Below are 13,902 nucleotides of genomic sequence, written 5' to 3' on the forward strand. Positions count from 1 at the left end.
GGTCCAACTAGCCGCCCGCGATGGAGCGCGGGCAATCTCACTCGCGCGATTCCGGCACTCCGCACAACCGGACCATCGCCAGGATGCCCGCTTGCACTGCGTCGGGCAGGCCGCTCCAGGCGTCGATCACGGCCTGCAGATCGCTATCCGCGGCCGATAGCTCAAGCCGCTCGTCCTCCAGCGGACCGCCCACGGATTCGGCCGCTTCGTGGGCGTTTTCTGCTGGATTGGTGCAACCAGCGGTGCAACGCGGGTCGTTGGCTGGTTCTAAGTTGTTTTGGGAAAGCCGTTTAGAACTCGAAGCAGCTAGCTTCCCAAGCTGGACGTCGCGGGTTCGAATCCCGTCTCCCGCTCTAGACATAAACTTAGGCCGAATCAAGGCTTCTGATACCTGCCGGCGGTGGGCAGTGCGTTGTTTTCCCAAAGCGCAAAACGGTACATGCCGTTTTGGCAAACCCGGGAGGTTGCGCATTTGCCACGGTTCGCCAATTCCGTCCCCAAGTACCGCAAGCACAAGGCGTCCGGCGAAGCCGTGACCAAGCTAGGCGGTAAAGACTTCTATCCTGGTCTTCACGAGACAGTTGCCTGCAAACGGGACTGCGACCGGAAAATTGCCGAGACTTGGGCTTCGAGTCGCCTCTCCCTGTATTTGGCGAGCCGGCTGAGGCTCTCACGGTCACTCGAATCGCTGTGGCCTGCTGGAGTACTGCTCAGGGCTACTACGTCACTTTTTCGACCAGTGAAATCCACCGCCTCGGCCCCCTGCTGAAGGCGGTTCGCAAGCCTTACGGCAAGGCATTTCCCGAACGATTCGGTCCAACAACATTCAACATCGTCCGACAGCATTTCATCGACGCGGGTACCTCCAGTGCCTATATCAATGCCAACGGCGCATCGCCCGACTTCAGTCCACCAGGAAAGCCTACGGGTATCGCCTTGATTGAATCCTTCAATGGTGGGCAACGCGCTGAGTGCTTGAACAAGAACCGGTTCTTGTCCTTGGAGGATGCGCAGGAGTGCAGATTCGAATCCAGCAGGGCGTGCTCAGACCGGGGCTGCTTGCATTCTTTGGCGGTACCAAGTGTCAGTTGGCACGACGGTCCCCAAGGTCTCGATGGACTCGCCAATCGATGTCGTAGGTCATGTCTCGGACGCTGCCGTCGCAGAAGGCGACATTCCAGATGCCGGCATGTGCTGAGCCAAACCGTCCCCAGGAGTCGGCGACGTCATTCGACGAATCGGGTATTGGCGTGCACTCTACGATTTTACCGCCGGAAACTCTTCCCGTCTTGCGATAGTTGTCGTTATTGAAACCGGTGCACCAGGTCTCGTTGTCGCCTTCGTCGAGGCCCGTTTCATAGTCCTCGTCAGAGATGTACTTTTCGCCTACTAAATAGGTGTTCGACAGGCCGGCGGTCACTTGGCGAATCGAGACGTCGCTGCGTTCGTACGATATGCCATTCATCACTTGCCGATCTCTGATCTTATGATCAAAGGGTGCCTGGTCGATTCCCCAGTAAGAATTCGCCGTCCACACTCGAGCGTGCTCGTAACTTCTTGGTCCTCGCCCCAGCGCCGAAATTGGCCACTCGCAGTAGGCGTGTCCGGAGTTGACAGCGTAGTCGCTCCTGCCAGCGTAACGCGGGGTGACCGAATTGAAGAACCCATTGCCGCGCCCCGCGTTCGCGGTCATCGGGTAGAGGGCGTTTGCCCGCCGCGAGGGACAATTGATGATCGAAAGGGGGGTCTGAATGATCTGAGACGCTGCGATTCGCTGATTGCGAGTTAGCTTTTCTGGATCGCCGTCCGTAGTGGTGTCGTACAGCGTGTACTGCTCGAAGTAGGGCAGCGTATTGTAGATCCAGCCTCCTGGTTGATCCTTGCCAAAACCGCGATCGGCGTCCCCGGTCCAATACCATCCCCATCCACCGGTGGGAAAAGTGTTGTGCACATCGTGGTGACCGTGGCAGGCGATCGCGAGTTGTTTGAGGTTGTTCTTACACTGCAACAACCGGGCGGCTTCGCGTGCACTTTGGACCGCTGGCGCAAGCAACGACACCAAAACGGCCACGATGCTGATGCTGACCAACAATTCGACAAGCGTAAAGCCTGCGAAGCTTTGGAAGCAGCCACTGCGCGCGCGATCGCCGAAAATCATCGCCCGGGCCCTCAGAGGGGTGTCGTGCTTAGAGGAGAATAACTGATACTAACCAGAATCTGTGGAAAAGGGTAGTAATGAGAAAAGTTACACGCGAGAAACGCGGCTTGCCGCAACACAAAAGTGATAGCAACTATTAGGAGTTACTCCAGACCATACCGATCGGAGAAGTATTGCCAAAAGCTGCCCAACTGTTCGTCGTCGAATGTATCCGCAAACATCGCCACCTCGTACAGGTTACCGAATAGCTTGGCTTTCAGGTCGACGTTGAAGTGACTTCCAAGAAACGTCTGCCCTGACTGCACTACCGGCACGGGGGCGTCCGCTGAGCCCTGGAGTACACCATTGACCCACATCTTGGAGACATTGTCGATCGAGTCGTAGCAGTAGGTGACCAGGGCGATCCGCTCGCTGTCCATCGGTTTGCTAAGAACTTGCCCGACTTCAGAATGGTCTGCTCCCGGCCATACCCAACCACGTGCTTTGAAGTTGTTCAGCACGGACAATTCCAGCGATGGCGCGTCGCCATACTTCAGCAGCATTTGACCATGGTGCTCATTGGCGTAGCTGATGGGTGCCAAGGCGCAGACAATAAACATGGTCTGTCGTTCAACGGTATCCATCGGACTGGTGGCCATGCAGGATGACCAACCGTCGAAACGCAGCGCTGGACGGTCGGCGGCATCGCGAATGAGCAGTGGCCGCCTTACCTCATCGAACTGCCAGGCATTGTTGGCAAAGTCGTTGTCGCCAATCAGCAAGTCGTGCCATACACCGACCGACTCTCCCTCGGCAACTCCCTCACAGCGATCGGCTGCATACCACACCTGCAGGTTTTTGGTCATAGGGATGGCAGGCAGATCGGCGGCGGCGTATTGAACACCGGCGTGACGTACGAAGTCTCGCACCCGGGCGGATAGTCTGCGTGGACTGGGACTTGCCGAATCGAAACGTAGAGCCTGATCTTGCTTGGCATGCAACAGGTCAGATCCAGGCGGGGCCAGTCTCGAACGAGCAACCACATCGCCATCGAACACATGCAACTCCGAATCGCCAGACTCCTCCACAATGACACCAAATTGCGTGCCGATGTCGACCAACTCGGCGGTGGGCGTGAACACTGTGTATCCACGTGCCACACGTGGAGCGGCCGCGGCCATCTTGCCTTGGGTAAGAGTGGACTGAAGTGCCGAAGTGGCTTCGAACTCAGCTGGGCCCTCAATAGTGACCATGGCTCCGGTAGAAAGTAGAAGCTCAACCACCCCGCTATCTAGCCGCAGCAGATCGCCACGTCGGACTTTGGCGCCAAAAGCCAGGGGAGCGCTGCCCGAGGTCCATACCGGGTCATCAAGTCCTGACACGCGACCAATGACTTCTCTGCGGCTTTCTTCTTCCGCCAAGTCAAACTTGCCCGGTTTGCCCGCGGGGTGTGGGTCCCCTACTTCGACAACCGACAGCGAATAAAGACGCGCGAGCTTGGTCTGAAGGTTGTAGTTGTGCAGGAATAACCCAAGCAGTAGCACTGCCGCGACTGCCGCGATGGCAGCTCCATGTCGATTGGCCGTGTCGTACACGCGTCGCGCAATTCCGGAATGCTGAGCTATCCCCGGAGCCCCGCTATTCTGATTGCCAACCAGGTGTGTGGCGGGCACCTCAACTGCTTTTTGGGAAACATGCAGTTCGGAAATCAGCGAATCATCGCAGAGGAAACGACAGGCAACCGAACGCAACTCTGCAGAGTCCTTCAGTGCTGCATTCAGTGACGTGATTTCTGTTTGTGACGCGTCGCCTTCGAGAACTCGCAGAAGGAGTTCCTCAAGAGCGAACGGTTTGTCCTTTAATTCTTCCATTCGATCACAACCTTGCTCCACAATAGACGACGAAGGTCGGTGTCTATTGAGCATTGGATTGCAGGCGCCTGCTTATACAATTCCCGAGGGACTGACGAATTCGAACCAACGCGGATTTAATAGAATTTTCCGTACGTGCGAGTTGTTTGGCGATGCGCGCTATGGGAGCTTTATCCTCGTATCGCAGCCGAACCATCTCGCGGTGGTCTTCGGAGAGTTTTCCGATGCACTCTCGCAATGCAGTAAAACGCTCGCTCAGGTCCGGCAACTCTTCAGAGGCGGTTCGCAGCATCAGTGTGGCGACCTCTTCGGTGAAAACATGGCGGTCCCGACGGCGATCGCGGTAAAACGACATGATCTCGTACTTCGCCAGCGTTAAAGCCCATGGCATGAAGTCGGCCCCCGGACGAAAACTCTGGGCGTTTCGCCACAACACCAGATTGGTCTGCTGCAATACCTCCGACGCGTCCTCGTAGTTTCCGAGTGAGGCGACCAAGTAGGCCCTGAGGTTGCTCTGCGAGTTAGTCAGCTGTTGGACGAATCGGTCGAGATTGGCTTCCTCTTGTTGAGAAGGTGCTTCGCTGTTTCCCTTATCCGACTCGTCCATGGAACTCCCGCCTGGTATTCGATAGAGCTAACTTGTTCTTCATGCTACCGATTCCAGTTTCCGGCTGAAATCCTCGCCAAGCTACAATCCTCCCACCTAGGGTATGTCCACTTAAGCGGCAAATGGGTCGAACAATTCTGCGCAAATTGCAGAGACCAGGCAGCTTTTCTGTCACGCGTCCGCGGCAGCGGGGGGGTAGCAAGTTATTTCGTCGAGTTTTCTTCAATTTAGGCGACACTTCTGTCAGCTACGTGGCCATTTATTACAGCGTGCAACCAAAATCGTTGTGCGGCTTACTCGTCTTTTAGCAACCGTGTCGTTTGGATTTGCGGGAACATGCCGTTCTTAGATCAGTCCCTGCTGTGGCTGGTCGTTCAAGCCTAACTCGTTGCTGTCCGTTGAGTTACGGAAGAAACAAGGGAATGCTCATGTGTGGATGTGACGTCCAACGCTTCTGTTCAGCATCGAAAAGCCTTACTAGGCGTCGTGTGCGATCCGCCTTCACGCTGGTAGAATTGCTGGTGGTTATTGCCATTATTGGCATCTTGGTAGCCTTGCTGTTGCCCGCCATTCAGGCTGCTCGCGAAGCGGCTCGGCGCACCCAGTGTAAGAGTCAGCTCAAGCAGATGGCCTTGGGGTGTGTGAATCACCACGACACCCATAAGTATTTCCCCACCGGCGGATGGGGTTGGGCGTACGTGGGCGACCCTGACCGGGGCTTTGGGAAGAACCAGCCAGGCGGCTGGATTTTCAATGTGCTTCCATTTATCGAGGAGCAGGCCCTTCACGATCTGAGTGGTAACGGGGATGGCAGCACAGCTGACCGGACCCAGCGGGCGGGAGCGATGGAGGTTGCTCAAGCGACCGTGAAGATTGCCAACTGTCCGACTCGACGTGCGCCGCTGTTGTACCCCCGCGCTGGAGGTACGCTGATTAACGCCCTAACGCCCACAGAAACCATTAAAATGGACTACGCGGCAAACGCCGGGCATTGCGTATCTGAGTGGCCAGATTCAGGCATCTATGCGGGCCCGAGTAGCTACGATGCAACTGAGGTATCCAATTGGATGAAGCAGGTGAAAACGCAGTTGCGAAGGAAGGCCAACGACGGAACGCCATTCTATTCGGGTGTTACCTTCGGTACGAGCGAAGTCTCAATGCGGCAGATTTCGGATGGTACTTCGAATACGTACATGATCGGCGAAAAAATGGTGCCAGCTGACCTGTATGAAACCGGCAGTCATGCGGGCGATAACGAAACTTGGTGCACCGGCTTCAATAATGACAATTTCCGATCTACCGCCCGGAACAGTGGCACTGAAGCGCTTTTGCCGGCTCCTGATACCGATGTGGCCATTGCCAATTCTCCGGACCGGTTTGGTTCCGCTCACTCTTCGATCTGGCTGGTTGCATTTTGCGATGGCAGCGTGCATTCGATGTCTTACGATATCGACTGGCAAACCCATCGCGACTTGGGCAACCGCGCCGACGGAAATCCGCTCGACACCAACGAATTGTAACCACCCCTTTTCCATCTTATAATACCAGGCGACTTATCCACTTCACGCAACTAGCCAGCTGGGCCTGCGGTGCCAGCTGTTGTTTGCGTCGCCCCGATTGACTCCTGCCGTGCTGGCGTCGGGGCCCCTATGGCTTACCTCAGTGACATATCAATACTCTAGCGGAGCTTTCTAATGCTGATCTTTAATAGGCTGTGGCGCACCTCTTCGCTGTTGATCGCAACTGCCTTGTTGGTTGCTCCTGCCAACACCTTGCTGGCCTTCGACGTTTTCTGGACGAATCCCGGGACGGGAACCTGGACCAATGCCAACAACTGGGACATCGCTCCTGATACGCCTGATGCTTTTTTTGAAGACGTGCCTATCATCAACAACGGCGGAACCGCCACGGTCAGTTCGGCTGTCACGGATGTTGCCGGCGTGGCGCTAGGCTATGCGGAGAATTCGTCCGGTACGATTTTGATTCAGAACGGCGGCTCGCTCACGCTTGTCGAAACAGCTGGCGCGGCCACGAATGTTGCACCGAATGGGGCGGCGAACATCGGTTTCGAAGGAGGCACGGGTAACGAGGGCGACTCCGGTCTGCTGGAAGTGCAGGGCGGCGGAACGTTGGCCGCGGTCTATTTCGATATCAACCAGAATGGCAAAATGCTGATCGGAACCGGAACGGGGGTCGCGAATGCCAGCACCACTTCGGGCAGCTTATTCAGCAATGGCACCCTCGAAGTCATTGGTCCGGGACATAACATCTCCCTGGCTGGCAACTTAGTGCTGGAGGAAAAAGCCGAGGGCAGCAGCCGATTTATTCCTCACATCACGGGGGCCAATCATACCGTGATCAACGTGACCGGCGACGCCCAACTCGGCGGCTCACTGGTGCCGAAGTTCGACGGTGTCACCCCACAGCTCGGCGATAGCTGGGACCTGGTCAATGCCGCTTCGGTGGATGGCGACCTCGATATCGACAATTCCCAGGCTCCTGCCCTGTCGCCTGGGCTGGCCTACTCTACCCGAGTTGTCAGCGGCGGGAATGGTGAAATCCTGCAAATGGGGGTAGCAGCCTTTGCGAAACTGAAGGTGAACACCACGACCGGCGCCGTTTCGATGGTGAGCGAAAGTGGTGCCCCGATCAACATGGTCGGATATACAATTGGTTCGGCCAGTGGGCGAATCAACCAGGCAAGCTGGAACAGTCTGGCCGACCAGGGAGAAACTGGCTGGGAGGAGGCGGGCGGCTCGCCCACTGCTGTAAGCGAGCTGAATGCTGAGAACAGCCTCTCCATGAGCACTACGGCCATCAATCTGGGTAACTCCCTCTATGCACCACCGACCGAGTTTGGCGATGCGCCCGACATCACTTTCCAGTATGGCGTCGAAGGTGAGACAACGCCCACGAATGGAATCATCGAATACTCGGGCAATGCGGCGATCAACAATCTCCTGCTGACTGTCGATCCGGAGACTGGCGAGGGCCAACTGAAGAACAGCTCGCCATTCACCATCGACATTCTTGGCTACACGATTCAGTCTGCCGGCGGTTCGCTGGACGCAAGCGGCTGGACCAGTCTGGAATCGCAATCCGTGACTGGTTGGGATGACACCGCAGCGGCGGCGGACGAATTCGGGCTCAGCGAATTGGTTCCGCTCGACCCCGCCTCGACACTGTCTCCAGGGACGGCCTACTCGCTCGGCGAAATGTTCCAAGTTGGCGGCGCTGAGGATCTTACTCTCGAGTTCGCCTTGGTCGTGGATGGAGAGCCTGAGATTCGCCAAGGTGTGGTGTTGTACGCCGCCGCCATTGCTGGTGACTACAACAACGATGGCGTTGTGAACATTGCCGACTACGTCGTCTGGCGCAACAACTTGGGGGCGCCTGAGGGCACGTTGCCCAACGATGCGGACGGAGGAGTCATCGGTACCGCCCAGTACCAGACATGGAAAACAAATTTCGGATCTTCGGCGGGAGCGGGGGCAGGTGCCTGGGCAGCAGCATCTGCCTCCGTTCCAGAGCCATCGACGCTGGTCATCGTACTGGCGGGGCTTTGCGCTTGGTCCGGTGTCCGTGCGCGACGACGGTCGATTGACAGTTAGAGCATTGTGATGGCTACAGAGGATTGGCGAATTCGGAAATGTTTGCACGTTTTGGTTTTGGCATGTGATTCGTTGTCTTTCACCCATGGTGAAGAAAGATCCAAGACTGCCTCAGTTGCTTAGCACCTTTTCTTTGGAGGAAGTTCTCATGAGTGTTGTAAATTGGTCCCTAGGCGTTATTGTTGCGATGTCCTTCGTTGGCGCGGCGTCCGCCCAAACGACACTAATAGACCCCGACACCAATAACGGCAGTTTTGAATACGCTGGCGGCGCGTTGAATACGAACAAAGTCCAGGTTTGGGACGGTGATCCAGATGTCGACAACTGGACTGAATGGGCTGGTATCTCGACAGCGGGCAACGATAGCGGCGTGGAAAACACCGGTAACGCAAGTGATGGAACGATGATTGCCTTCATGCAAGGAGGTAACGCGATGTACAACATGACCGACTATGTCATTCAAGCGGGCGACATGTTTGAGTTCAGTTGGGACCACGTCCTTCGCGAAGATCGTGAACACACGGTTGGTTTGGTGTGGGACGACGGCGGCACCATCACTTCGATTGTCGATTCGGAACAGGCCTACACCGGCGTGATCGAGACGATTAGCAGCTCGTACACGATTCCAGCTGGTCATCCCTCGATTGGAAGCGCCGTAGGACTGGGTGTCGTCTCGCCAGGTTCCTATCCAGAAATAGACAATTTCGTCCTAACTGTTACTGAAGTCCCAGAGCCGAGTACGGTCATGCTGGCCGCCCTGGCGTTGGGGCTCGTAGCTCTCTACCGACGGTAAAGTAGCAACCTATAAATGGCTCAGTAGCTCAGCATCTTTTTTTCGAGGAGGTTTTGATGAGTATTGCAAAGTGGTCACTTGGCGTGATTGCTGCTATGTCCATGGTTGGCGTAGCAACCGCCCAAGTAACGCTAATCGATCCCGATACCAACAACGGCAGTTTTGAATACGCTGGCGGCGTATTGAATACTGCGAAAGTGCAAGTTTGGGATGGCACTCCAGACGTCGACAACTGGACAGTCTGGGCGGGCGTCTCGACTGCGGAAGACGATAGTGGAGTGGAGAACACCGGTAACGCAAGTGATGGAACGATGATTGCCTTCATGCAAGGAGGTAACGCGATGTACAACATGACCGACCATGTCATTCAAGCAGGTGATTCGTTCGTGTTCAGTTGGGACCACGTCCTCCGTGCAGACCGCGAACATACGGTGGGACTGGTTTGGAACGATGGCGGAACCATCACCTCGATAGCCGAATCGGAAGAGCCCTACAGCGGTGTAATCGAGACCATCACCGGCTCGTATGTCATTCCAGGGGGGCACCCCTCGATTGGAAGCACTGTCGGCTTGGGTGTCGTTTCGCCCGGTGCCTATCCAGAAATCGACAACTTCATCCTCACGGTGGGTGGTGTGCCGCCAGTGGATGGCGACGTGGATGGAAACGGGATTGTAGACCTGAATGACTACAACACCATTCGCGACAACTTCCTGTTAAGCCCGGCTACCAAGCAGCAAGGTGACCTGGTTGGTCCTGGTGACATCGTCGACCTGAACGACTTCCTGTTCTGGCGAGCAAATTACTCGCCGCCCGGTGCTTTAGAGTCGAGTGGTCCCCAATCCGTTCCGGAGCCAGCCAGCTGGCTGATTGCCGGACTGGGGCTGGCAGCGATTGGCTGCCGAAAAGCTCGACGCTAGCCACAACGACTTTGAATATGTACGCGAGCACTGCTTGATGTGAGTGCATGCGTAGCAAATCCTCCTGCTGAAGCTATTGAGCCGCGCCACGGTCGTCTCTGACGACCGTGGCGTTTGTCACAAGGTAAATAGCAAACCATTGCTACACAGACTTCGTTTCTCATCTGATGGCGGTAACAAGATGGCCAAGCTCTCCAAGTCCGGTTATTCGCGACGTCGTTGCCGCTTTGAAGCTCTGGAAGATCGCAACCTGTTGGCCAATGTGCCGGCCGGCTTCACCGAGTCGATCGTCGCCTCCAACCTCACCAGTCCCATCACATTCGACATTGAAGACAGCGGACGTATCTGGTTGGCGTTTCAAGATGGCCGCATTCAAGTCATCGAAAACGATCAAATGGCGCCCGGCATTGCCATTCAACTCGACGCGGATGGCTCCGGCGAACGTGGTTTGCAAGGCTTAGAGCTCGACCCCGACTTCGAAAACAACGGCTACATCTACGTCTACTATACGGCTGCCTCGCCCGAGAGCCACAATCGTGTAAGCCGTTTGACGGTCGATCCGTTGACCGAAAACACCATCGTCCCTGGCAGCGAATTGGTTTTGCTCGATCTGCCCGGTTTTTCGACGCTGCCTCAGAACCAGGATCCCATCTGGCACATGGGCGGCGCGGTGCATTTTCTGCCCGATGGAACTCTCGTCGTGCAGATAGGCGACCATCTCAACAACACCCTGGTGCAAGACAACAATGCGCCGATGGGGAAGATACTGCGGATGAACGTCGACGGTACGCCCGCCACGGATAATCCATATTACGACCCCGCCGACAACAATCCCCCCGGCGGCAATGACTGGAATGGCAACGCCCCAGGCGATGTGGATTGGATCGACTACGTCTGGTCGTCTGGATTGCGGAATCCTTACAGCGGCGACGTCGACCCCGCGACGTCCCGCTACTTCATCAATGATGTTGGCCAGGGTTCATGGGAGGAGATCAACGAGGCCACCACGGCGGGTCTAAATTTTGGTTGGCCCACGACCGAGGGGTACTTTGATACCGGAACCTATCCCAACCTGACCAATCCCTTCTATGCCTACAGCCACAGCGAAGGTTGTGCGATCACCGGTGGAGCCTTCAATAGTGCCGCCGTATCGCAGTTTCCCAGCGAGTACCAAGGGCAGTACTTCTTTTCCGAGTTTTGCGGCGGCACCATTCAGGTGGTCGATCCGGACAACTCAAATGACGTGAGCGACTTCATCACCGCTGCCGCTTACCCGATGAATATCGAGTTCGCGGCGGATGGATCGATGTACTATATCGCCCGAGGTGCCGGTGCTGGCGGTGCTCCCGGCATTGGTACGGGGCAGGTGCTCAAAGTGGAATACGCAGCCGCCATTCCACCACAGATTATTCAGCAGCCGGGCGACGTGCTGGCGTCTGTTGGCTACGACGTAACTTTCAACGTTAGTGCCGCAGGCAGTTCTCCCCTTGAATACCAGTGGCAGCGTGACAACGGCGGCGGATTTATGGACATTCCCGATGCCACCTCATCGGAGCTTGTGGTACCCAACGTCTCGTTGAGCGACGACGACGCGCAATTCCGCGTGGTGGTATCGAATGGTTATGGCATGGAAACAAGCGCCGCAGCCGCGCTCGATGTGACGGCGGACACGCCGCCCTTGGCTGAGATTGCCTTGCCTCTGGAAGGTACCACCTATCGCGCCGGCGACATCATCGACTTCTCCGGCATGGCCACCGACGCCGAAGATGGCGAGCTGGATGCAGCGTCGCTTACGTGGCAGATCGACTTCCATCACGACACCCACCTGCATCCCTTCTTGCCACCTACGTCCGGCATTTCAGGTGGCCAGTTCGAAGTGCCTGTTAACAGCGAGACCGCTTCAAATGTGTGGTTCCGCATCCACCTGATTGCGAAGGACTCGGCCGGTCTCGAGACCGAAGTCATTCGCGACATCTATCCGGAAACCAGCGTGTTCACTCCTGTGTCGAATGTCGAAGGATCATCGATAGCCGTCGACGGGCAGCCGAAGGAGACACCAATCAACATCACCGGTGTGATCAACGTCAACCGGTCCCTGGAGGCTCCTGCCCAAGTACCATATGGGGAGGGAACGGCCTTGTTCTCGCAGTGGTTGGACGGCGAAACGGATCAGTTGAGGACAATACCGACCCCCGAACTCAACACGGCGTATGTGGCGCTCTATCGCGACTTCTCGGATGTCGGCGTTTACCTCAGCGATCTCACGCCATCGAACAACGATGCCACTCCCAACGGTCCACCCAACGGCTGGGGCCCCATCGAATACGACACCAGCAATGGCGAAGACGTCGGCGGTGACGGAAATACGATTACTCTCAACGGGGTGGAATATGAAAAGGGCCTTGGCGTCCACGCATACTCCGAGGTGGCCTATGACCTCAGCGGGCAGTACACACGCTTCATTTCCGATATCGGAGTGGACGACGAAACGGGCAACGGTGGCTCCGTCGTATTTCGCGTATTCGCCGATGGCAACGAAATTTACACTAGCGGAGTGCTGACGGGTGCTTCGGACACCGAAACGGTGAATGTCGACATCACAGGCGTCGAAAACCTGTTGCTAGTAGTCGACAACGCTGGCAACGGCAACGGTTTGGACCACGCGGACTGGGCCGATGCGCGTGTCGTCAGTGGCTCGGTCGAGGAAGCCGGGTTGCTCCCCTTCTACGCGGCGGATGTCAACCTCGATGGCTTCTTGGATCTTAATGATGCTTTAGCGTTTGCCGCCGGCTGGGGCACCGATGGTTCATCGCTCCCGCTTCAAGAGCGGGTAGAACTTGGCGATTTGGACTTCGATGGCGACACCGACATCGACGACTGGTCAGTACTCAACGCGCGTTGGCTCAAGCAGAACAACGCACCAATTTCACTCGACGCCTTATTGAACCCGCTTGCCGGTGACTACAATTGCAATGGAATCGTCACTCAGGCAGACTATCAACTTTGGAAAAGCAGCTTCGGATCGTCGTCGAGTTTAGCCGCTGATGGTAATGGTGATGGGCAAGTTGGACTCGCGGACTACACAACATGGCGGAACAACCTCGGTGCTGGATCGAGCGACTCGGTGTTCCTGGACAACCTGGTTCTGTTCGTCGATCCCACAACGGGAGAAGGCTGGTTGAAGAACGACACCGACTCGCAGCTTGATCTGGTAGGCTATACGATCGCCTCACATGGCGCCTCGTTGCTGCCGGAGGACGGAGATTGGAACAGCTTCGAAGACCAGGGTCTGACAGGCTGGGAGGAGGCTGGAGTTAGCCCAACGGCGCTCAACGAACTGAACGCGCTGGATTCACTGACGATGGCGCCGGGACAAATATTCTCTTTGGGGATGCTGTTCGACACAAATGATCCCCTGGAAGGACTGTCGCTCTCATTTGGCGAGAGTTCGTCGTTCGAACAAACGCCCGGAGTGGCCGTGTTCTCCGAGCTCCTGGGTGAGTTGAATCCGGCACCAGTGAGTGCACTTGTCGTGGCCAGCGAGCAGAGCACCGGCGACGCGGGAATGCTTAGCAACGTCGCGGCGGACAGCGATGCTGGCACCACCTCGCCCGAGATGCTAGCTGGAGAGGCGGAAGTAAGTCTCAGTGGGATGAATGGGGCAGGTGTCTTGGCTCCGATATTAGGTGGTGAGCGAACGGGTGGCTATCAAAATGGCGAACGCCATCAAGCGGGCATTGAGAGCGAGGGGTTAGCCAGCAGCGATCGACATTGGTTCCAGTCACTTCAGCTACTGCTGAACTCTCCACAGGTCGACAGTCACTTTCAGGCAGCTGCCATGTCCAGCCTGCAGTTGGATGCGGTGGACCAAGCATTCGAGCAACTGGACAACTTCGGATCTGCTGAATTGGCGGATGGCTTTTTCGACCGGTTAACGTTGCAGATTCTGTAGCTGGCGAATCGCAA

The 13,902-nt window shown here is 56.5% G+C and carries 9 protein-coding genes and 1 pseudogene; 6 read left to right on the forward strand and 4 right to left on the reverse strand.

The features are described 5' to 3' along the window. Positions 1-37: 37 nt before the first annotated feature. A complete protein-coding gene (locus tag NG895_RS18740) occupies positions 38-361 on the reverse strand; it encodes a hypothetical protein (protein WP_252854057.1) in 324 nt (107 codons plus the stop codon). 524 nt (positions 362-885) lie between these two features. On the opposite strand from NG895_RS18740, the pseudogene NG895_RS18745 reads away from it, so the two are divergent. Continuing rightward, positions 886-1,017 (forward strand): annotated as a pseudogene (locus tag NG895_RS18745) (integrase core domain-containing protein); the annotation flags it as partial. Positions 1,018-1,084: 67 nt separating this feature from the next. Here NG895_RS18745 and NG895_RS18750 read toward each other — a convergent pair. The 3 genes from NG895_RS18750 to NG895_RS18760 form a co-directional block, all read right to left on the reverse strand. Then, positions 1,085-2,158 (reverse strand): DUF1559 domain-containing protein, encoded by a 1,074-nt coding sequence (locus tag NG895_RS18750; protein ID WP_252854058.1) that lies wholly within the window; start codon positions 2,156-2,158, stop codon positions 1,085-1,087. A 143-nt stretch (positions 2,159-2,301) separates the two neighbouring features. Continuing rightward, positions 2,302-4,008 (reverse strand): FecR family protein, encoded by a 1,707-nt coding sequence (locus tag NG895_RS18755; RefSeq protein ID WP_252854059.1) that lies wholly within the window; start codon positions 4,006-4,008, stop codon positions 2,302-2,304. A 43-nt stretch (positions 4,009-4,051) separates the two neighbouring features. Next, entirely contained in the window at positions 4,052-4,615 is a 564-nt protein-coding gene (locus NG895_RS18760; protein ID WP_252854060.1) for a sigma-70 family RNA polymerase sigma factor, read from the reverse strand. Between the two features lie 488 nt (positions 4,616-5,103). Between NG895_RS18760 and NG895_RS18765 the strand changes: the two genes are divergently transcribed. The 5 genes from NG895_RS18765 to NG895_RS18785 all read left to right on the forward strand — a co-directional run bounded on the left by NG895_RS18765 (position 5,104) and on the right by NG895_RS18785 (position 13,888). Next, positions 5,104-6,135: a DUF1559 family PulG-like putative transporter gene (locus NG895_RS18765; RefSeq protein ID WP_252854061.1), complete on the forward strand. Its 1,032-nt coding sequence runs from the start codon at positions 5,104-5,106 to the stop codon at positions 6,133-6,135. Positions 6,136-6,309: 174 nt separating this feature from the next. Continuing rightward, positions 6,310-8,226, forward strand: coding sequence for a PEP-CTERM sorting domain-containing protein (locus tag NG895_RS18770; protein WP_252854062.1), 1,917 nt, complete (start codon positions 6,310-6,312; stop codon positions 8,224-8,226). Between the two features lie 148 nt (positions 8,227-8,374). Continuing rightward, positions 8,375-9,019: a PEP-CTERM sorting domain-containing protein gene (locus tag NG895_RS18775; RefSeq protein WP_252854063.1), complete on the forward strand. Its 645-nt coding sequence runs from the start codon at positions 8,375-8,377 to the stop codon at positions 9,017-9,019. 56 nt (positions 9,020-9,075) lie between these two features. Further along, a complete protein-coding gene (locus NG895_RS18780; RefSeq protein WP_252854064.1) occupies positions 9,076-9,936 on the forward strand; it encodes a PEP-CTERM sorting domain-containing protein in 861 nt (286 codons plus the stop codon). Between the two features lie 181 nt (positions 9,937-10,117). Further along, the gene (locus NG895_RS18785; RefSeq protein WP_252854065.1) at positions 10,118-13,888 is read left to right on the forward strand and encodes an NPCBM/NEW2 domain-containing protein; all 3,771 of its coding nucleotides are present in this window, start codon (positions 10,118-10,120) and stop codon (positions 13,886-13,888) included. Positions 13,889-13,902: the final 14 nt, after the last annotated feature.

This window comes from Aeoliella straminimaris (assembly GCF_024054565.1).
In the GTDB taxonomy this organism is placed as follows: Bacteria; Planctomycetota; Planctomycetia; order Pirellulales; family Lacipirellulaceae; genus Aeoliella; species Aeoliella straminimaris.